We start from the raw sequence: 20,306 nt of genomic DNA on the forward strand, positions 1-20,306 counted from the left end.
ACAAGCAGGCCGGGAAGGGTATTTGGTTAACTTTGCACCTCTCCTGACGGGCCGGTTTCCGTCAGCTCGATCCAACCCGGAATTCCTTAGACTTATCCGTCATGCAACAGATCCTCGATTACATCAAAACCAACGAACAACGATTCCTCGACGAGCTTTTTGAGCTGCTACGCATACCGTCCGTAAGCGCCGACAGCAAGTATAAACAAGATGTCGCACGGGCTGCCGAATTCATCAAGACCAAGTTGATCGAAGCAGGTGCCGATAAAGTGGAAGTTTGCCCGACAGCCGGACACCCGATCGTGTACGGTGAGAAGATCATCGATCCGAAGAAACCGACGGTAGTGGTCTATGGTCATTACGATGTCCAGCCTGCCGATCCGGTAAACCTCTGGACGACACCTCCCTTCGAGCCGGTCGTTCGGAACGGGAAGATCTATGCCCGCGGTTCCTGCGACGACAAGGGCCAGGTATACATGCACATCAAAGCGTTCGAGTTGATGATGCGCACCAACTCCCTGCCGTGCAACGTCCGGTTCATGATCGAAGGCGAGGAAGAAGTAGGTTCCGCCAACCTGGGCGACTGGATCAAGGCAAACAAAAGCCGATTGACCGGCGACATCATTCTGATCAGCGATACGTCCATCGTTGCCAACGATATTCCCTCAATTGAAGCCGGGCTGCGTGGACTGAGCTACGTGGAAGTGGAAGTAACCGGTCCGAACCGCGATCTTCACTCCGGGGTGTACGGCGGCGCGGTCGCCAACCCGATTCAGGTCTTGTGCGAGATGATCGCCTCGATGAAAGACGAAAACCAGCACATCACCATTCCGGGATTCTACGACAAAGTGCTCGAACTCTCCAAAACGGAACGCGAAGACCTCAACCGGACACCCTTCGACCTCGATGAATACAAGAAGGACCTGGGCGTGGAAGACGTGCGCGGCGAAAAAGGATATACGACCCTGGAACGCACCGGCATACGGCCCACCCTCGAGCTGAACGGTATCTGGGGCGGATATACCGGCGAAGGCTCCAAAACCGTACTGCCATCGAAAGCCTTTGCGAAGATCTCCATGCGCCTCGTCCCCAACCAGTCGAGCGACGAGATCACAAAACTGTTTGCTGACCACTTCAAGAAGATCGCGCCGAAATCGGTGAAAGTGGAAGTCCGTCCGCACCATGGCGGAGAACCCGTCGTTACCCCGACTGATTCCGTCGCGTTCAAAGCAGCCAGCATGGCCATGGAACAGACCTTCGGCAAGAAACCGATCCCGACACGCGGCGGTGGTTCAATTCCGATCGTCGCCTTGTTTGAAAAAGAACTCGGCCTCAAATCGGTACTCATGGGCTTCGGCCTGGATTCCGATCTCATTCACTCCCCGAATGAAAACTACGGCCTGTTCAATTTTTACAAAGGCATCGAAACGATTCCGCTGTTCTTCAAGAACTTTGTTGAATTGAACGGAAAATAATCAAGCAGAAAGCCACCCGTAAGGTGGCTTTCGCTTTATCCGACCATTAACCTACTCACACCTCCTACCATTATGCGCAACACCTATCTCGCCATCCTTGGCTTCCTGCTTGCCTTGAATCTACATGCCCAGCCAGCGGGTTTCAGCTGGACGGAAAAAACGTCCGCCGGTCGCACGTACCGTACGGTCACCAACGATCCAAGCGGCACCCGGTTCTATACGTTACCGAACGGCCTGACGGTCATTCTCTCGGTAAACAAGAACGAACCGCGCATCCAGACGCTGATTGTCACCAAAGCCGGCAGCAAGACCGACCCGTCAACGAACACCGGTCTGGCGCACTACCTGGAACACATGCTCTTCAAAGGCACCGATAAATTCGGCACCAGGGACTGGGCGAAGGAAGAACCCCTGCTGAATGAGATCGACCGTCTTTATGAAGTCTACAACAAGACGAAGGATCCTGTAGAACGCACCCGCATCTATGCGCAGATCGACTCGGTAAGCTACGTCGCTTCCGGCTACGCCATCGCCAACGAATACGATAAGATGTGCTCCAGCATGGGCGCCAAAGGCACCAACGCATCCACCAGCTTCGATCGTACCGATTACATCAACAACATCCCGGCCAACATGCTGGACAAATGGCTGGAGCTCGAAGGGGAACGCCTCCGCAAACCGGTGTTGCGCCTCTTCCACACGGAGCTCGAAGCGGTTTATGAGGAAAAGAACAACGGATTGGACGATGATGACCAGAAGGTCTTTGAAACCATCTTCGCCAACCTCTTTCTTAAACACAACTACGGTCTGCAAACGACGATCGGCACGATCGATCATCTGAAGAATCCTTCCCTGAACGAGATCCGGAAGTATTTCTATGCCAATTACGTTCCGAACAACATGGCCGTGATCCTGGCGGGTGATTTCGATCCCGATGCTGCCATCGCCAAGATTGAAAAGACCTTTGCATTCATGCAACCCAAGCCTGTAGCCAACTATACCTATCAGGCGGAAACGCCGATCTCCCAGCCGGTTGTCCGGGAAGTGTTCGGCCAGACTACATCCAAGGTCAACATCGCGTTCCGGATGCCGGGGGCGGCTACCGACGACGCCATGATGCTGTCGCTGGTCAGCAACATGCTGAACAACGGCAAGGCCGGCCTCATCGACCTGAACCTGGTGAAGAAACAGCAGTTGCTCGAGAGTTACGCATTCAACTGGAACCTGAAAGACTACAGTGTGTTGTGGCTTGGCGCTACGCCGCGTGAAGGCCAGTCGCTCGAAACCGCCCGCGATCTTTTGCTGGGTGAAATTGAAAAACTCCGTAAAGGAGATTTCGACGCCAGCCTGATCACCTCCATCATCAACAACAACAAGCGACAGAAGCTGGAGACCTTCGAGACCAATATGGGGCGCGCATTCACGCTGGAAGAATTCTTCTACAATGAGGTCGACTGGACCCGTTACTTTTCGGACGACAACTTCTACTCCAAAGTGACGAAGGAAGACGTCATGGAATTCGCCAACAAGTATTTGCCTGCCAATGGCTACGTCTGTGTCTTTAAACGCCAGGGCGAAGATCCGAACGTCCTGAAAGTCGACAAACCCAAGATCACACCGGTGCAGGTCAACCGCGACGACCAGTCCGATTTCCTGAAACAGTTCCTCGCCAAACCGGCCGTGCCGCTGCAGCCGGTCTTCCTGGATTACAACCGCGACATTGCCCGCGCCGCCGTTGGCAACAACAAGGTGCTGGCCGTTCAGAACAAAGACAACAGCCTCTTCTCTCTCTACTACGTTTTCGAGATGGGTAAGAACAACGATGCCAAGCTGCCCCTGGCCGTGAAATACCTGGAGTTTCTCGGAACGGACAAATACTCCTCCGAAGCCATCAGCAAGGAATTCTATCGGCTTGCCTGCAACTTCAGTGTTTCGAGTAACGACGAGCAGACCTATGTTAACCTGTCCGGCCTGCAGGAGAACTTCGCTGAAGCGCTCGGACTCTTCGAACACCTGCTTGCCAATTGCAAACCGGATGAGACGGCCTTGAAGAACATGATCGAGGACGAGATCAAGGCTCGCGAAAACAACAAACTTGAGATCTCTTACATCAGCGGTTCCGCCATGAACGCCTATGGCAAGTACGAAGGAAAGAATCCGTTCAACGATGTACTCAGTTCGGAACAATTACGTGCCCTCAAAGGCGGCGAACTCACGGAGATCCTGCATGGTCTTACCGGCTATGCACACAACATCCTTTACTATGGACCGCTCGCGGTAACGGAAGCGACGGCCGTTGTGGCTCGTCATCATACCGACGGAAAGGCCCCGAAAACCGTTCCGCCAGCGAAGCAATACCGCTACCGTACGGTGACCGACAATCAGGTGTATTTCACCCAGTACGACCAGATGGTGAAAGCCCAGATCAACTGGACACGGAATGTCATGCCGTTCGACGTTGCGGTGCTTCCGAAAGTTCGTTTGTTCAACCAGTATTTCGGTGGCGACATGTCTTCGATTGTGTTCCAGGAGATCCGCGAAAGCAAGGCCCTGGCCTACTCCAGCTATTCGTTCTTCGCCGCGCCCGGTCGCAAGGAAGATCCGTACAGCCTGTTTGCCTACATCGGCACACAGGCCGACAAGATCACCCAGGCGATCCCGGCCATGAATCAGTTGCTGACCGAACTGCCAAACTCGGAAAAATCGTTTACGCAGGCCAAACAGGCCATTCGCAACAACATCGCCGCTTCCCGGATCACCAAGTCGCAGATCCTCTTCGATTACCTCACTGCACAGCGTCGCGGGATCGAATTCGACATTCGTCGTCCGGTTTACGAACAAGTCGAAAACCTGAAGTTCGAAGACATTCAAACCTTCTACAACGAACACATTTCCAAAAAGCCGTTCGTGATCACGGTTCTCGGCGATAAGTCCAAAATCGACCTCACCTCTTTGGGAAAATTCGGGGCGGTGAAAGAACTTTCAATGGAAGAATTGTTCGGCTATTGATCCGGACAAGAATCCAACAAGAAAGCCGCGCTGAACAACAGCGCGGCTTTCTTGTTTAAGGCGATCTCACTTCCCTCCCCTGCCGATCAGGTAAACGCCTGAAAGGATCAGTCCGAGTCCCGCCAGGTGCAGCAGTCCGATCTCTTCGTTATCCAGAAGCCCCCACAGCGCGGCAACAGCCGGCGCCAGGTAGGTGACTGAACTTGCCACCAGCGCGCCCGACTGCTTGATGAGGCGGTTGAACAGCACGGTAGAAAAGGCGGTCGAGAGCATGCCCAACAGTAAGATGCTGCCCATACTGACAAAAGCCTTCGGGTGTTCCGAAGTCCGGGTGACAAAATCGGTAGTGAAGAGATAGATCCCCATCGGTGTCCCCATGAGGAGCAAAGAGTAAGAAGTCGTTGAGATGGGATCAAGATCGTGGAGCTTATGGCGGAGAATGTTCACGCTGAACGCGTAACAAACCGTTGCCAGGACCACGAACATGGAGTATCGCGCATCCGCGGAGGCTTCACCCCAGCCACGTCCCAGGATCAACAAGACCGCGCCGGCAAGACCGATCAGCAGTCCGAGCATGCGGTAGCGGGTAGCTTGCATACCGAACATCAGAAAACCGATCAGCAAGGTGAACAAGGGCGTCAGGGTATTGATCATCCCGGCAAGGGCGCTGGAGATTCGTGTTTCGGATAACGGAAAAAGGATCGAGGGGATCGCGTTACCCAACAGGCCGGTCAGGATCAGGAACTGCCAGTGGTGGCGCTGCACTTTCGCGCGCGATCGCCACGCAAACGGCAACATCACCAGGCCAGCCGTGAAGATGCGCAAAGCGCCAATCTGCTGTGGAGAGTACGCCAGCAAACCGCGCTTCATCAGGATATACGAACTGCCCCAGATGATCGCCAGAATGGCCAATAAGAAGTAGGTATCGCGACGCGTGTGTGTCGGGGCGTTCATGAACGACGCTTTTTCGTTTTATCGGATTTGCGTTTCCGTTCGTGAAAGGCTCCCTGATAAGTGGGATCCTCCTTCCGTCGCTGCATGTCGATCTCCCGCAAGATGCGTTGTTGTTCTTCGAAAGGCGTTTCCGGCACCTCCACCCGCTCCGGCAACGACACAACGGGAATTTTCTCACCGATCAATTTCTGGATCTTACGCAAGTGGTACTCGTCATCGGGCGCACAGAAGGTGATTGCCGCCCCCGTTTCAAAGGCACGCCCGGTGCGTCCGACCCGGTGCACATAATCTTCGTACACCAGGGGAACATCGAAATTGAAGACGTGCGTAACGGACGGAATGTCGATACCGCGTGCGGCGACATCGGTGCTGACCAGGAAGCGTACCTCATGACGGCGGAATTGTTCTACCGCGTTCAGGCGCGTATTCTGCGCCTTGTTGCCGTGGATCACCCGGACGGTCTCTTCACCGTACTTTCTTGACAAGTAGCGCGCGATGTTGGTAGCGGTCTCTTTCGTCTTACAAAACAGGATGACCCGGTTATAGCCATCGGCAGCAAGCAACTCTCCCAGCAAATTGATCTTGGTCTTCAGGTTGGGTGTGAAATAGACCGATTGCGTGACCGAGCGAGCTGGCCGGATTCGCTCCTCGATACGGATTTCCATGGGCGCCACCAGGAATTCTTCGGAGATCCGTTTGACGCGGTCACCGAAGGTGGCGGAGAATAACATGTTCTGTCGTTTTCGCGGCACTACTTCCAGGATACGACCGATCTGTGGCCGAAAACCCATGTCCAGCAGTCGCTCCGCTTCATCGAGGACCATCGTCGTTATCTTCTTCAACGAAACATGACCCGGCAGGTAGAGGTCCATGAGGCGGCCTGGTGTCGCGACGATGATATCGCACCCGGCTTCAAGCGCTGCCGCCTGCGGTTTGATACCCACGCCGCCGTAGAGCGCTACCGTACGCAGGTCGGTGTTCTTTCCAAGGGCTTTCACCCAATCCGCTACCTGGATCACCAACTCCCTCGTCGGAACGAGGATCAAGGCACGCGGATCTTCCCCTTGCGCGTATTTGACCTTCATCAGGATGGGCAGCACATACGCGGCTGTCTTACCGGTACCGGTCTGGGCAACGCCCAAGATATCGTGGCCGGCGAGGATCTGCGGTATGGCCTTCTCCTGGATGGGTGTGGGCGCTTCCCATCCCTGGTCGGCGATCGCCGTCAGCAGTTGCTTGTTGAGTTTGAAATCGGAAAAGGCGGTCACGGGTGGAATTGGCTGCAAAGGACGCAAAAGTAAAGGAGAAATGCAGTGGACTAAAAACAGGAAAGCCCCGGAATGTCCGGGGCTTTCAGTTTATACGTACAATCGATTACCAGATCTTGGCACGGGTAGAATCCGGACGATACAGGGCATCTCCTTCTTTGAGGCCGAATGCGCTGTAAAACTCCTGCAGGTTACTCAACGGGCCATTCACGCGGTATTTAGCGGGCGAATGCGGGTCCGTGATGAGGCGCTGTGCCGCCATCTCGGGACGGATGCTGCCGGCCCAGATCGTTGCAAAGCCCATGAAGAAGCGCTGATCCGGCGTGAGGCCGTCGATCTTTTCGTTGCCTTTTCCTTGCGGCGTACGCTTGAAGGCTTCATACGAGATGCTGATACCGCCGAGGTCGGCGATGTTCTCGCCCAGGGTCAGTTCGCCGTTCACATGCAGGCTGTCGAGTACCACGTAGCCGTTGAACTGTTCTACGATGCGCTGCGCCTTCGCCGTGAACTTCGCGGAATCTTCCGAGGTCCACCAGCTGTTCAGGTTGCCGTGCGCGTCGTAGTTACGACCTTCGTCGTCGAAGCCGTGGGTGATCTCGTGACCGATGACCGCGCCGATGCCGCCGTAGTTCACCGCGTCATCCGCCTGTGCATTGAAGAACGGAGGCTGCAGGATGCCGGCCGGGAATACGATCTCGTTCAGGGAAGGATTGTAGTAAGCATTCACGGTAGGAGGCGTCATGCCCCACTCGGCGCGATCCACCGGTTGGCCGACTTTCTTCACCATGTATTCGTAGTTCCATTTGGCGGCATTGAGGATGTTCTGGTAGAACGAGCTCCGGTCGATGCTCAGACCCGCATAGTCCTTCCACTTGTCCGGGTAGCCGATCTTGCGTTGAATGGTGCTGAGTTTCTCCAGCGCCTTCTTCTTCGTTTCGTCACTCATCCAGTCGAGTTTCTGGATACGGTCGTTGTACACGGCCATCAGGTTCGACACCAGCTCATCGGCCTTCTTCTTGGCTTCCGGCGGGAAATACTTGGCAACATACATTTGACCGAGTGCATCGCCGACCATTCCGTCGGTCATCGCGACCATGCGTTTCCAGCGTGGCTGGATCTCTTTCTGGCCGTTCATGAACTGGTTGTTGAAGCGGAAGTCCTCCATCACGAACGCGTCGCTGAGGATGTTGCCGGCATTATTCAGCACATTCCACTTGAGGTAGATTTTCCAGTCGTCCAGCGAACTTGATTTGAGTTGCTTCTCGAGCTCTTTCAAAAAGTCGGGCTGACCCAGCACCAGGTAATCGTACTTCTTCGGTACTTCCAACTGGTCCATCATCGTAGCCCAGTCGATGCTCGGCGTGAGTTTGTTGAGGTCGTCGATGCTGACCTTGTTGTAGGTCTTGAACGGATCGCGTTGTTCCACGCGGGTCATCGACGCGTTGGCAAGCGCCGTCTCGATGCGCAGGACCGTATTGGCGTATTTCGTTGCCGTTGCGTTGTCAAGTCCGTAGAGTTCGAACATCTTCACCACGTGAGCGATGAACTCCTTCCGTACTTCCTGGGAACGCGCGTCCGTCTTCACGTAGTAGTCGCGATCCGGCAGGGAGAGGCCGCCCTGGTATAACTGCGGAACAACGACTTCGCTGTTCTTGGGATCCTGGTAAGCATAGAACGTGAACATCGGATTGGCTCCCCACTTCTGCAGGCGGGAAACGTATTCCAACACGCTCTTCATGTCCTTCAGACCGTCGATCGTGCTCATGTCGCCCTTGATCGGTTCGGCACCGGCTTTCTCGATGCTGACGGTATCCATGGCGGTGAACCAGAAATCGCCGACCATTTGTTCAGGACTTCCTTTCGCGGCGCCGGTCTTGGCGGCTGCTTCTTCAGCAAGGCCACGCAGGTTTTTCCGGTTGTTGTCGCCCAGGATGTTGAATGTGCCCCAACGGGATTGATCGTTCGGGATCGGATTGGCTTTGATCCAACTGCCATTGGCAAATTGGAAGAAGTCGTTACCGGGAGCTGCGCTCGAGTCGATGTTGGCGAGATCGACGCCGACACCCTTCTTCGCTTCCGACTGTTTGCAAGCGGTCGTCGCAAGCGCAGCTGCGGCGGCGGCCAGCGAAACCAGGAGGAGAGTACGTTTCATTACAGGTTGTTTGGTTTAAGGCTTGCAAAAATAAAAGAATCAATGCAGGGCACTTGACCCTTAACCAACCTTAACACAAACCAACATTCTCATTCTCAATATGTAGGATTATTCCTGAAAGAACAGGCCATTTGCCGTTCACCGCAATTCGGCTTAGGTTTGCATGGTGAAGGATGTTAAGACGGAAAATCGCCGGAGTCCACTGTGGCTGCTCATCCTGAGCATGGCTGTGCTGACTTCCTGTGAGAACGACCTTGAAAAAGTCAAACTCTACGGAAAGGCGAAGGAACTTCCCGTCGAAACCGGAACAAACATCAAGATCCTGTACAGCGATTCCGCCCGCGTGCAGGTAGAAGTCAATGCGCCGGTCCTCGACCGTTACGACCAGGAGAACCCCTATGTCGAGATGCCGAAAGGATTGCGTGCGTTCTTTTATAACGACCGAATGGAAGTCAAAAGCCGGTTGACAGCCGATTATGGCATTCGTTACGAGCGGCAGCAGCGTATGGAAGCGCGAAAAAACGTGGTCGTTGTGAATGAAAAAGGCGAACAATTGAATACCGAACACCTTGTCTGGGACGAAAAACAGGAAAAGCTGCTGAGCGACGAATTCGTCAAAATCACCACAAAAGACGAGATCATCTTCGGAAACGGTTTCGAGGCTAACCAGGATTTCTCGAAATACCGTATCTTTAAGATCAAAGGAACCATCTCCATCAACAACCCGCGCAATGCTTCGCATCCTTGAACTCGCCTGGCTTGGCATCGCGCTGGCCAGTGCCGGTATAGCGGTCTATCAATTCATCAACGACGGATCCGAATCCGCCATCTGGATGCTTTTCGTCATGGTCGTTTCCGGCATCATGTATACGATCCGGCACCGCCAGCGGGTTCGTTACGACCAGGGCCGTCAGCAACCGCAACAGGACGAAGAAAGCCGCTATCACTAATCCATTCATGTACCAACGCATCCGTGCCTGGGCTTACCGGAACCTCATTACCCGCTTCCTGTTCCACTTTTTACAGAACATCGTCCTGTGGTTCGTCGTGTTCTACGCGCTCCACCTGATCTGGCCCGACGAAAAAGAACAGGTCTTCTCCCGCACCCTGCTGCGCGCAGGCTTCCTGGCCATGGTCCACACCCTGATCCGACAAGGTGTCACAATCCTCGAAGAGGAAGAAAAGGCCGGAAGAAAAGGCGAAGAAGGGGGGACGGGAGAATAGTAATTAGTAATTAGTAATTAGTAATTAGTGATTGGTGATTGGTGATTGGTGATTGGTGATTGGTGATTGGTGATTTGAAACCGGTGGTATAGGATGAAGTGTAAGAAGCATCTTTCAACTTTCAACCTTCAACTTTCAACCTTCAATTTCCAACCTTCAACTTCCACCCCACCACTCAACCCCTCCTACCTCAAACGCACATCTGTTCACTGTTTACTGTTCACTATTTACTGTTCACTATTCACTACCTTCGTCCGCATGTCCGACTGGACGATCATTCTGCTAACACTCGTTTTTTCCGCCTTTGCCGCCGGTAGCGAGATCGCATTTCTTTCTTCCAACAAGTTACGCATCGAGCTCGACCGCAGCCAGGGAAGTTTTCCGGCCCGGATCATCTGGAACTTCGTCAAGTCTCCTTCCCGCTTCATCGCGACCATGTTGGTGGCCAATAACATCTCGCTGGTCATTTACAGTATCGTGATGTCGGAGCGGCTACTCACCCACGAGGTGCTCACGGACCGGCTGCCGAAGGGACTGCATTCGGAAGGATCGCTGTTGCTGATCCAGACGTTCCTCAGTACCATCGTCATTCTCATCTCGGCGGAATTCATTCCCAAGGTCTTATTCCGTTTGAACCCGAATGGCATCCTGAATATCCTTGCCCTCCCCATCCAGGCGGTGTACTATCTGCTCTACCCGATCGTATGGGTATTGCTGGGCATTTCGCGTTTCATCATGCGCAGGGTTTTCCGTATCGATTATGTGGAGGAACGGCCCATTTTCGGCCGCATCGACCTTGATCTGTACATCCGCGATATCACCAGTAAGAACTCCCAGGCGGAAGAAATGGATACCGAGATCCGCATCTTTCAGAATGCGCTTGATTTCAAAGACGTCAAAGTCCGCGAGACGATGGTCCCGCGCAATGAGATTGTTGCCGTCGACGTGACCGAATCCATCGAAGAGTTGCGGAAGTTATTCGTCGAGACCAAACTTTCCCGCATTCTCGTGTACCGGGAATCGATCGACAACATCATCGGATTCGTTCACCATTCGGAACTGTTTCGCAGACCCGCAACCATCCAGGAAGTCCTGTTGCCGGTCAGCATCGTACCGGAAGTGATGAACGCGAACGACCTGCTCAAACAATTCACCGCCCAACACCGCAGCGTTGCCGTCGTGGTCGACGAATTCGGAGGCACGGCCGGCATGGCGACTTTCGAAGACGTGATGGAAGAGATCTTCGGCGAGATCCAAGACGAACACGATGTTCCCGAGGAAATCGAAAAACAACTCGGCGAACACGAGTACATCTTTTCCGGCCGACTGGAAATCGACTACCTCAACAAGAAGTACGGCCTGGAAATCCCGGAACACGAAGCCTACGAGACACTGGCCGGATTCATTTTCCACCACCACGAGAACATCCCGGAGCAGAGCGAAGAGATCGTGGTGCCGCCTTACGTCATCACCGCGTTGAAAGTGCGCAACAACCGCATCGACCAGGTGCGGTTACGGGTCAGCCACGAACGGTGATACCGGCAATGCGGCCTCTGGCTTGATTTTCAAGAGTTCACGCCCTTTTGTATATTCGCCGCTCGTTTTCGGGAAGCGTTCAGCCGAATTATATTTAAGTGATTGTTTTTCAATTACTTATCATTAATCCGTAACCTTCGCTTTCGCTTCCCGTCCAACGAAATCTTATTTAATTGTTCAACCCTTAATTAACACGACCTGCAATGGCCGTAATCGGAAGAATTCGGAAACGCGTTGGCCTCGTAATCGCCTTCGTTGGTATTTCCATGTTGCTCTTTATCCTCGGTGACCTCGTTACCTCGAACACCGGACTCATGAACCGTAACAGCGATGTGGTTGGTGAGATCGGCGGAAACAAGATCCGTTACTCGGAGTTCGAAAAACGCGTGGAGACGCTCACCGAGAACTACAAACTCAACACCCGTCAGGAAACTGTCGATCAGAACACAACCGACATGCTCCGCGAGCAGGCCTGGTCGCTTTTCACGAACGAACTGACGCTGGGCGAAGAGTACAAGAAGCTCGGCATCTCCTGCTCCCCGGAAGAACTCTACGATATGTGTACGGGTAAAACGCCCAATGCACAGGTTGCACAGGCCTTCACCGATCCGAAAACGCAGCAGTTCGACCCGAACGCTGTGGTGAAATTCCTGAAGGACCTTCCCAACCGTGAAGAGAACATCCAGCGCCAGTGGAAGAACTTCGAGGACGCCATCAGTGAAGAGCGCATCGCGGAAAAATACCGTTCGTTGATCAAAGGCGGTTTGTACGTGACCACCGCGGAAGCCAAGCGCAACTACGAGGAGACCAACCGCATGGCCGCCCTGCGCTTTGCCCGTCTCGACTTCAACACCATTCCGGACTCCTCCGCCAAAGTAGAAGACAGCGACCTGCAGGCTTACTACAATGCCAACCAGAGCCGTTACAAACAGGCTGAAACCATCCGCAAAGTGGAATACGTCGCTTTCGACGTGACGCCTTCAGGCGAAGATCGCCAGGCTGCCATGGAATGGATCTCCAAGAAGAAAGAAGAACTGGCTGTTGCTACGGATGTTCCGATGTTCGTGAACCAGAACAGCGATACGCCCTTTGATTCCACCTACCACGCCAAAGGCTCGCTCAAGCCGGCCGTTGATACAATCGCCTTTACCGCCACCCCCGGCACGATCATCGGGCCCTACGAAGAGTTCAATTCCCTGAAGGTATCGCGCGTCATGGGCGATAAGTTCGTCGCGGACTCCGTGAAGGCACGCCACATTCTGATCAAAGCCGACAATGGCGATACGGCCAAAGCCCGTGCTACTGCCGACAGCCTCAAGAACGCCATTCAGAAAGGCGCATCGTTCGCCGATCTCGCGACCAAATTCTCCCAGGACCCCGGTTCCGCCGTCAAGGGTGGCGACCTGGGTTGGTTCCGCCAGGGTGTGATGGTTCCTTCGTTCAACGACGCTTGCTTCAACGGCAAGAAAGGCGATATGCCGATCGTGAGCTCCCAGTTCGGGGTTCACCTGATCGAAATCATGGATAAAGGCGCTCCTTCGCGCCAGGTTCAGATCGCTACCATCGAACGTAAGATCGAACCCTCCCAGCGTACCTACGACGATTTCTTCAACCGCGCCAGCCAGTTCGCCGCGTCCTGCACTTCACCGGAGTTGTTCGACAGCCTGATCATCAAGCAATCGATGGCCAAGCGCATTGCGGACAACATTCGTGAGTCGGATAAGAATGTGCCCGGCCTCGAACAGCCACGTGAGCTCGTTCGTTGGGCGTACGGCGCCAACAAAGGCGATATCTCCAAAGTATTCACCTTCGGCGACAAGTATGTCGTCGCGAAACTGGTCAACATCAAGAACAAGGGAATTCTCCCACTGGAGGAAGTGAAGGAAGCCGTCACCGCCGAAGCACGTAAGCAGAAGAAGGCTGAAATGCTGGTGGCCAAATTCGAAGGCGCAAAGGCAGGCTCCATCGACGAGATCGCTGCCAAGCTCAACATCACCGCCACCGATGCCGAGAACGTCAACTTCGTCAACGGCTACGTACCGGGAATGGGTAACGAACCGAAAGTCGTCGGTGCCGTCTTCGCGATGAAGCAAGGTCAACTCTCCGGTCCGCTCACCGGCGAAACCGGTGTTTGTGTAGTTTTCGTAAAAGGTTTCACTGAGCCGGGTCCGACCACTGACTATAGCGCACAAGCCAAGTCATTGGCGGAGCAACGCCGCTCCCGCAGCGACTACGAGGTAGGCGCCGCGCTGAAGGAAAAAGTCGGAGTAGAAGACAACCGCGGTCGCTTCTATTGATCAACGGAAAGACTGTCAATAAAAAAGCCGCATCAACTGAGTTGATGCGGCTTTTTTATTGACACACACTATCGCCGGTTCAACCGGCGGAGGTCCGTTCGCCCACACACAGGCAAACCAGACTTATTGGAAACCTCACTGATTAAGGGCCGCCTTGTGGCAGGAATTGCAACTCGTACCGCGGGAGCTGACGCCGTCGATGACATTCCCATCGGTTGTAAACCGCGCCCACAAGAGGCCGCCGACCGCATTGGGATCATTTTCGGCTCTTAAAACGACGTCGTGTACCAGCTGGCCGTCTACCATGTGACTATGCACCAACGACTCCCGGTTCCGCAACGAAAGCACGCCATCGTTGAGGTCACCATTCTGATTGGAGACTGACGATTGACCGATACGTGCAGACAGTGCATTATCGGAAAGGCCGGCGGAAGAATCAGCCTCTTTCATGCAAGCCGAAAGGCTCAATACAGCGGCGATGACGCCGAGGGTTAGGAGTCGTTGTTTCATGGTTGGATGGTTTTAACGTAAATGTAACCGGACACAGCCTGCGGAGTGTCGGCGGATTGTCAGCTTATTGCCTGAAGATGAAGATGTTAAAACGCGATTGTACGCTAAAAACGAACTAACGCAGGATCTGAAGCCGATAGGCATCCAGCTTAATGAAGACAAAAAGGAGGATCGTGAACGACCAGAGCGAAGAACCTCCGTAGCTGAAAAAGGGTAGCGGAATACCGATAACCGGTGCCAGTCCGATCGTCATGCCAATGTTCACCATAAGGTGAAAGAACATGATGGACGCGACACCATAGCCGTAAATCCGGCTGTATTGGGAGCGTTGTCTTTCAGCGACCTGAATGATGCGTACGAACAGGAACATGAATAGCGCGATCACAATCAGGCTGCCTACGAAGCCCCACTCCTCCCCTACGGTGCAGAAGATAAAGTCAGTACTCTGCTCCGGAACGAAGTCATACTTCGTTTGCGTTCCCTGTAGAAACCCTTTGCCCAAAAAACCACCGGAACCGATCGCGATCTTACTCTGGTTGACATTGTAACCCGCCCCCTTCAAGTCGGTTTCCTTACCCAACAACACATCGATGCGGGTGCGCTGGTGTTCCTGCAAAACGTGCTTGTACACGTGGTCGACGCTATAGACAATGCCCGCCGCCATGATCGCGCCGGTGAGGATCACCGCGATGTTACGGCGCGTCTTGCGGACCAGAAAAAAGAACACGAGGGCTATGGCTCCGATCACGCTGAACAGAATCATCTTGTCGACCAACAGGGATAAGATGAACAGGACAACCAGCAGGAAGCCCAGCAGCAGTACATTCCCGGAGAGTCCTTCGCGATACAGGACAAAGATGAAGGATCCAAAGACCAGCGCTGACCCGGTATCATTTTGCAACAGGATGATGAGTGTCGGCACCCCGATGATGATCGCGGAAACCACCTTGGTACGCATATCCTGTATCCGGATACCGAGCGTGCTCAGGTACTTCGCCAACGCCATATTGGTGGCGAACTTGGCGAATTCAGCCGGCTGCAGTTTAAAGGACCCGATATCGATCCAGCCGTAAGAACCTTTCACGTCGCGCGCAAGGACGAACGTGGAGAGGCACAATAACAGCATCACGCCGAAGATGGGATACGAGAAGGCCGCGTAGAATTTACCGTCGATCACCAGGATCATCAACGCCAGCAAGACGGAACCACCGATCCAGATGGCCTGGCGACCGTAACTCTGGGAAAGGTCGAGGATACTGGTATGCTCCTCGTTGTAAACGGCGGCATAGATGTTCGCCCAGCCCATGAACATCAGGAGCAGGTAGAGCCCGACGAGCACCCAATCGAGGTTTTGCCATATGCTTCGTTGCTCACGCATGATCAGTGCTCTTTCAGGACCGCCTCCCTGCGGACCTTCACGGCGGTAACCGGGGATGTCTTGGGTTGTTGCTTACTGGTGTCCTTGGGTTGCGGACGGAATTGCGCGCCCTCCGGCAGGATCACGCCTTCCCGCATGCGCTTGTCCAGATCGGGACGGGAGATGGAATCCCGAAGATACTCTTCGATCATCAGTGTCGCGATCGGCGCCGCCCAGGTGCCGCCCCACCCGGCATTCTCCACTGTAACCGCGATTGCGATCTTCGGATTATCCTTCGGCGCGAAAGCGACGAATACCGAGTGGTCCTTGCCGTGAGGGTTCTGTGCCGTACCGGTTTTTCCGCAGATGCTGATGCCCTTCACCTTTGAAGCGGCAGCCGTACCGGCTTCCACCACGTTCTCCATGCCATCAATCACCACGGGAAAATACTGGGCGTCAATTCCCAGGCTGTGCTTCACTTTGAATTGCTCCGGCAGATAATGGCGGGAACCGATCTCCTTCACGACGTGAGGTGTGTAAAACCAGCCACGGTTCGCGACCGCCGCGAGAATGTTCGCGTTCTGCAAGGGCGTGATACCCAACTCCCCCTGGCCGATACCCAGGGAAATGATGGTGGATGATTTCCAGGACCCCTTTCCGAAGTACTTGTCATAATAGGCGATGGTCGGCACCGACCCCCGCAACACACTGGGCAGATCGGAATCCAGCTTCACGCCGATGCCGAACTTGGCAATGGCTTCCCGCCAATGCGTGAACGCCGCCTCCGTGTTGCCGAACTTCCGGTTGTCGATGACGGATCGGAAAACATAGCTATAGTACGAATTGCACGACTGTGTGATCGACCACTGCAGATCAAGGGGAGACGCGTGCGGGTGACACTTGGGTTTACCACCCATCGGCGGGTACCCGTGCGCGCAAGGGTAACGGGTCGTGGGGAACAAGACACCGTCCTGCTGCGCCAGCAGGGCCATCACCAGTTTGAAGGTCGAACCCGGCGGGTACAAGGCCATCTGGGAGCGGTTGAAGAGCGGCTTGAACGGATCAACCAACAGCCTGCCGTAATTCTTGGTTCGCGACCGACCGACCAGCAAATTCGGATCGTAAGCAGGTGAGCTGACCATGCAGAGGATCTCGCCGGTAGCAGGCTCGATCGCTACCACGGACCCCACTTTGTTCGCGAGCAATTGCTCACCGTACTCTTGCAGCTTGGCGTCGATGGTCAGGGTCAGGTTCTCTCCCGCCACCGCGACAGTATCGAACCGACCATTCTGGAATTTTCCCTTCTCTCGGTTGAATACATCCACCATCACACGGTGGGATCCGCGCTTCCCGCGAAGGGCTTCTTCGTACGACAGCTCCACACCGCTTTTCCCGATATAATCACCCTCTTTGTAATAAGGGTTCTTACGGGTCGTGGCGGAGTCGACTTCACCGATATATCCGAACAAATGCGCCGCGACCGGTTTGGGATACTTGCGCAAGGTGCGCGGCTCCACGAAGAACCCCGGGAACTTGTACAACTTCTCCTGAAGCGTCGCGTAGGTCTCGACCGATAATTGCTTTTCAAACAACGAAGGCTTCACCGGCGAATAGGCTCTGGCCTTCTGAAACTTGGCGATGTAATCTTCCTTCGTGATGCCGATCAAACCGCACAATTCCAGAGTATCCAGATTTCGGGCCTGCTTCGGAATGATCATCAGGTCATAGACCGGTTCATTGTAGACAAGCAATCGTCCCTTGCGGTCATAAATCAAACCGCGTGATGGATAATCCGTGATGATCCGGATGACGTTGTTGTCCGCTGAATTCTTATAGGAATTGTCGAGCACCTGCAGAAAGAACAGGCGCATGAGGTACACCAGTCCAACCGACAGGAAAATGAAGATGATGACGTTCTGTCTACCCGAGGATGCGCTCATTGGATTTTCCCGAACGGATGAACAGGTAGGTGCCCATGACGATGAGCAGGAGCGAAACCGCGGAGTTGATCACCACCTTCAGGAAGGTCATGCCGAACTCGGTAAAGCGAAAGACCTCCAGATAGAAATACAGGAGGTGGTGCAGGAAGGTGAGAATACCCGCGTAGGTCAAAAACCAGTTCAATCCCATCACCTGGGGAATCAACCGGACCTCGGCATCATACCCGTCCCGTGGTGCGATAAGGCGTAAGATCCCCGGACGGGCGAACATCAGAAACACGCTCGCCGCGGCGTGTAAACCGCTGGTATTTCCGAACATGTCGATGACCAGTCCGGTTACGAGCCCGAGTACGAGTTGCAGAGCCTTGGGAGTCTCGACCGGCAACAACAAAAGGAATAATATATATACATACGGGTTCACGTACCCGCTCCACTGTATGTGATTCAGCACGACCACCTGGATGGCGACCAGGAAGAGGAACCGGATGAGGTTCTGGATCAGCTTAACGATCATTCGATAGCGAGTCCTCCAACGCTCGTTGTTCTTCTTTGTACAGGTTGCCTACGATATAGACATAACTGAGGCTGGCAAAGGGTGTCGACAGCTTCACGTCAATGTCCTGAAAATTATCCGATGTCTCCGGGTTCACCCGGTCGATCACGCCGATCATCACGCCTTCCGGGAAGATGGCAGAGAAGGAACTGGTGACGATCGTATCGCCCGGAGCGAGTTTTACGTGCTTTGCGATGTCGGTCAATTGCCCGTGCGCGTCGTCCGTGCCGCCCCAGACCATCGACCCGATATAGCCGTTCTTCCTGATGCGCGCGCTGATCCTGGAATCCTTGTGCAGGAAGGAGATGACCGAGCAATAATGCTCTGATACGTCTTTGACGATGCCGACAACGCCGTCTGGACAAATCACGCCCATTTCCGGCTTCACACCCTGAAGGCTGCCGCGATCAAGGGTTAAGTAGTTACTCCGTCGGTTCACCGAGTTGTTGACGACTTTGGCGGTCAGAAACGTGTATTGCTGACGGTAGTTCGTATCACTGACGGTTCTCCGCAGGGCGGAATCGATGTAGTAAACATCCGGAAAGAGTCCCCGCAAGGTCGCGTTTTGTCGCGCCAGCGCTTCGTTGGTCGTCCTGAGGTTGATGTATTCCGTCACGGCGCTCACCCCGGAATTCACTTCCGCCGCCACACGATTGGTGGAATTGATGAAACTTGCCCGCCGATAGTTGCTGTTCTGCACGATCAGATAAATGCAGCATGCTTCCAACAACAGGAAGAAGATGAAAAAATTGTATCGCCAGAGAAAGAGGAAGAGGTTCCTCATGGGTTCATTCCCGGTTTTGCGGTCGTACCGGCCCGGGACTCACCGCAAGACAAAGGTACGGCTTCCCGCGACGGCAGGCTCGGTAAAATCCGAATAATAGGCTGGAATCCCGCAGGTACCACAGGACTGATTTCACACGGGAAGATGTTCATGACCCCGATCAGGGGATGAGGAACTTGAAGCGACCGATATTCTTCAGCGCGATACCCGTTCCACGTACAACCGCACGCAGGGGGTCTTCAGCTACGTGTACCGGCAGTTTGGTCTTCCGGGAAATGCGCTGGTCAAGGCCTCGCAGGAGTGCCCCGCCACCGGTCAGGTAGATGCCCGTCCGGTAAATATCAGCGGAGAGTTCGGGGGGCGTCATCTCCAACGCCTTCAGGATGGCCTCCTCGATCTTGGAGATGGATTTGTCGAGCGCATGTGAGATCTCCTGGTAGCTGACGGTAATCTCCTTCGGGATACCCGTCATGAGGTCCCGACCATGCACCGCGAAATCGGGCGGAGGATTGTCGAGTTCGGGCAAAGCCGATCCAACCTGGATCTTGATCTGTTCCGCCGATCGTTCCCCGATCATGATATTGTGCTGGCGGCGCATGTAATCCCAAATGTCGTTGGTGAAGACGTCACCGGCCACACGGATGGATTGGTCGCAGACAATGCCGCCAAGGGCGATCACCGCGATTTCGCTTGTACCACCGCCGATGTCGATGATCATATTGCCCATCGGCTCCTCCACATCGATCCCGATGCCGATCGCGGCTGCCATCGGCTCGTGAATGAGATAAACCTCTTTGGCTCCGGCATGCTCGGCGGAGTCGCGTACGGCACGCTTTTCCACTTCGGTAATACCGGAAGGAATACAAATGACCATCTTCAGGGATGGCTGGAATAACCGGCGCGCAGGATTGATCATCCGGATCATTCCACGGATCATGTGCTCTGCCGCATCGAAATCCGCGATCACGCCGTCCTTCAGCGGCCGAATGGTCTTGATGTTCTCATGGGTCTTCCCATGCATCATCATGGCCTGCTTGCCGACCGCGATCACCTTTCCGGTCATCCGGTCAATGGCAACGATGGAGGGTTCATCCACCACCACTTTGTCATTGTGGATGATCAGCGTGTTGGCGGTACCCAGGTCAATGGCAATTTCCTGGGTGAGAAAATCAAAAAATCCCATGTGGGGTCCTGTTGTTGTTTTTGGGGAGGGGACAGAGGACACACTCCCGGTCGCCTATATACGG

The 20,306-nt window shown here is 54.3% G+C and carries 16 protein-coding genes; 7 read left to right on the plus strand and 9 right to left on the minus strand.

Annotation, left to right across the window (positions count from 1 at the left end; genetic code table 11):
• Positions 1-101 precede the first annotated feature (101 nt).
• Complete coding sequence (locus tag IPJ96_13485) at positions 102-1,475, plus strand: dipeptidase (GenBank protein MBK7911331.1); 1,374 nt, start codon at positions 102-104, stop codon at positions 1,473-1,475.
• A gap of 72 nt (positions 1,476-1,547) precedes the next feature.
• A complete protein-coding gene (locus IPJ96_13490) occupies positions 1,548-4,484 on the plus strand; it encodes an insulinase family protein (GenBank protein MBK7911332.1) in 2,937 nt (978 codons plus the stop codon).
• 66 nt (positions 4,485-4,550) lie between these two features.
• On the opposite strand, the gene IPJ96_13495 is transcribed toward IPJ96_13490, so the two are convergent.
• The 3 genes from IPJ96_13495 to IPJ96_13505 form a co-directional block, all read right to left on the minus strand.
• Positions 4,551-5,438: an EamA family transporter gene (locus tag IPJ96_13495; GenBank protein ID MBK7911333.1), complete on the minus strand. Its 888-nt coding sequence runs from the start codon at positions 5,436-5,438 to the stop codon at positions 4,551-4,553.
• Positions 5,435-6,715, minus strand: a complete 1,281-nt coding sequence (locus tag IPJ96_13500; protein ID MBK7911334.1) for a DEAD/DEAH box helicase — start codon at positions 6,713-6,715, stop codon at positions 5,435-5,437. Before IPJ96_13500 ends, IPJ96_13495 begins: the two co-directional genes overlap by 4 nt.
• A 97-nt stretch (positions 6,716-6,812) precedes the next feature.
• Entirely contained in the window at positions 6,813-8,858 is a 2,046-nt protein-coding gene (locus IPJ96_13505; GenBank protein MBK7911335.1) for a M13 family metallopeptidase, read from the minus strand.
• 163 nt (positions 8,859-9,021) lie between these two features.
• Here IPJ96_13505 and lptC point away from each other — a divergent pair, with 163 nt between their 5' ends.
• The 5 genes from lptC to IPJ96_13530 all read left to right on the plus strand — a co-directional run bounded on the left by lptC (position 9,022) and on the right by IPJ96_13530 (position 13,915).
• Positions 9,022-9,606 (plus strand): LPS export ABC transporter periplasmic protein LptC, encoded by a 585-nt coding sequence (gene lptC, locus IPJ96_13510; protein ID MBK7911336.1) that lies wholly within the window; start codon positions 9,022-9,024, stop codon positions 9,604-9,606.
• On the plus strand, positions 9,590-9,808 hold the full coding sequence (locus tag IPJ96_13515) for a hypothetical protein (protein ID MBK7911337.1): 219 nt from the start codon (positions 9,590-9,592) through the stop codon (positions 9,806-9,808). The genes lptC and IPJ96_13515 overlap by 17 nt, the downstream gene beginning before the upstream one ends.
• 7 nt (positions 9,809-9,815) lie before the next feature.
• On the plus strand, positions 9,816-10,082 hold the full coding sequence (locus IPJ96_13520; protein ID MBK7911338.1) for a hypothetical protein: 267 nt from the start codon (positions 9,816-9,818) through the stop codon (positions 10,080-10,082).
• Between the two features lie 258 nt (positions 10,083-10,340).
• Positions 10,341-11,618, plus strand: a complete 1,278-nt coding sequence (locus IPJ96_13525; GenBank protein ID MBK7911339.1) for an HlyC/CorC family transporter — start codon at positions 10,341-10,343, stop codon at positions 11,616-11,618.
• Positions 11,619-11,821: 203 nt separating this feature from the next.
• Complete coding sequence (locus tag IPJ96_13530) at positions 11,822-13,915, plus strand: peptidylprolyl isomerase (protein ID MBK7911340.1); 2,094 nt, start codon at positions 11,822-11,824, stop codon at positions 13,913-13,915.
• Positions 13,916-14,050: 135 nt separating this feature from the next.
• On the opposite strand, the gene IPJ96_13535 is transcribed toward IPJ96_13530, so the two are convergent.
• From IPJ96_13535 to IPJ96_13560, 6 genes are all read right to left on the minus strand, one after another.
• Entirely contained in the window at positions 14,051-14,425 is a 375-nt protein-coding gene (locus IPJ96_13535) for a hypothetical protein (GenBank protein MBK7911341.1), read from the minus strand.
• A gap of 115 nt (positions 14,426-14,540) precedes the next feature.
• Positions 14,541-15,803, minus strand: coding sequence for a rod shape-determining protein RodA (rodA, locus tag IPJ96_13540; GenBank protein MBK7911342.1), 1,263 nt, complete (start codon positions 15,801-15,803; stop codon positions 14,541-14,543).
• Between the two features lie 2 nt (positions 15,804-15,805).
• Positions 15,806-17,722 (minus strand): penicillin-binding protein 2, encoded by a 1,917-nt coding sequence (gene mrdA / locus IPJ96_13545; GenBank protein ID MBK7911343.1) that lies wholly within the window; start codon positions 17,720-17,722, stop codon positions 15,806-15,808.
• Entirely contained in the window at positions 17,703-18,236 is a 534-nt protein-coding gene (locus IPJ96_13550) for a rod shape-determining protein MreD (protein MBK7911344.1), read from the minus strand. Before IPJ96_13550 ends, mrdA begins: the two co-directional genes overlap by 20 nt.
• Positions 18,226-19,059, minus strand: coding sequence for a rod shape-determining protein MreC (mreC, locus tag IPJ96_13555; GenBank protein MBK7911345.1), 834 nt, complete (start codon positions 19,057-19,059; stop codon positions 18,226-18,228). The genes IPJ96_13550 and mreC overlap by 11 nt, the downstream gene beginning before the upstream one ends.
• 160 nt (positions 19,060-19,219) lie before the next feature.
• Positions 19,220-20,242, minus strand: a complete 1,023-nt coding sequence (locus IPJ96_13560; protein MBK7911346.1) for a rod shape-determining protein — start codon at positions 20,240-20,242, stop codon at positions 19,220-19,222.
• Positions 20,243-20,306 lie beyond the last annotated feature (64 nt).

The organism is Bacteroidota bacterium (assembly GCA_016713765.1).
In the GTDB taxonomy this organism is placed as follows: Bacteria; Bacteroidota; Bacteroidia; order AKYH767-A; family 2013-40CM-41-45; genus Pollutiaquabacter; species Pollutiaquabacter aromativorans.

Bases quoted from the DNA above. Each gene is read 5' to 3' on its own strand.
- lptC (MBK7911336.1), top strand. From the start codon at position 9,022: ATGGTGAAGGATGTTAAGACGGAAAATCGCCGGAGTCCACTGTGGCTG.
- IPJ96_13525 (MBK7911339.1), top strand. From the start codon at position 10,341: ATGTCCGACTGGACGATCATTCTGCTAACACTCGTTTTTTCCGCCTTT.
- mrdA (MBK7911343.1), bottom strand. From the start codon at position 17,722: ATGAGCGCATCCTCGGGTAGACAGAACGTCATCATCTTCATTTTCCTG.
- IPJ96_13495 (MBK7911333.1), bottom strand. From the start codon at position 5,438: ATGAACGCCCCGACACACACGCGTCGCGATACCTACTTCTTATTGGCC.
- rodA (MBK7911342.1), bottom strand. From the start codon at position 15,803: ATGCGTGAGCAACGAAGCATATGGCAAAACCTCGATTGGGTGCTCGTC.
- IPJ96_13515 (MBK7911337.1), top strand. From the start codon at position 9,590: ATGCTTCGCATCCTTGAACTCGCCTGGCTTGGCATCGCGCTGGCCAGT.
- mreC (MBK7911345.1), bottom strand. From the start codon at position 19,059: ATGAGGAACCTCTTCCTCTTTCTCTGGCGATACAATTTTTTCATCTTC.
- IPJ96_13520 (MBK7911338.1), top strand. From the start codon at position 9,816: ATGTACCAACGCATCCGTGCCTGGGCTTACCGGAACCTCATTACCCGC.
- IPJ96_13550 (MBK7911344.1), bottom strand. From the start codon at position 18,236: ATGATCGTTAAGCTGATCCAGAACCTCATCCGGTTCCTCTTCCTGGTC.
- IPJ96_13560 (MBK7911346.1), bottom strand. From the start codon at position 20,242: ATGGGATTTTTTGATTTTCTCACCCAGGAAATTGCCATTGACCTGGGT.
- IPJ96_13490 (MBK7911332.1), top strand. From the start codon at position 1,548: ATGCGCAACACCTATCTCGCCATCCTTGGCTTCCTGCTTGCCTTGAAT.
- IPJ96_13505 (MBK7911335.1), bottom strand. From the start codon at position 8,858: ATGAAACGTACTCTCCTCCTGGTTTCGCTGGCCGCCGCCGCAGCTGCG.
- IPJ96_13485 (MBK7911331.1), top strand. From the start codon at position 102: ATGCAACAGATCCTCGATTACATCAAAACCAACGAACAACGATTCCTC.
- IPJ96_13535 (MBK7911341.1), bottom strand. From the start codon at position 14,425: ATGAAACAACGACTCCTAACCCTCGGCGTCATCGCCGCTGTATTGAGC.
- IPJ96_13530 (MBK7911340.1), top strand. From the start codon at position 11,822: ATGGCCGTAATCGGAAGAATTCGGAAACGCGTTGGCCTCGTAATCGCC.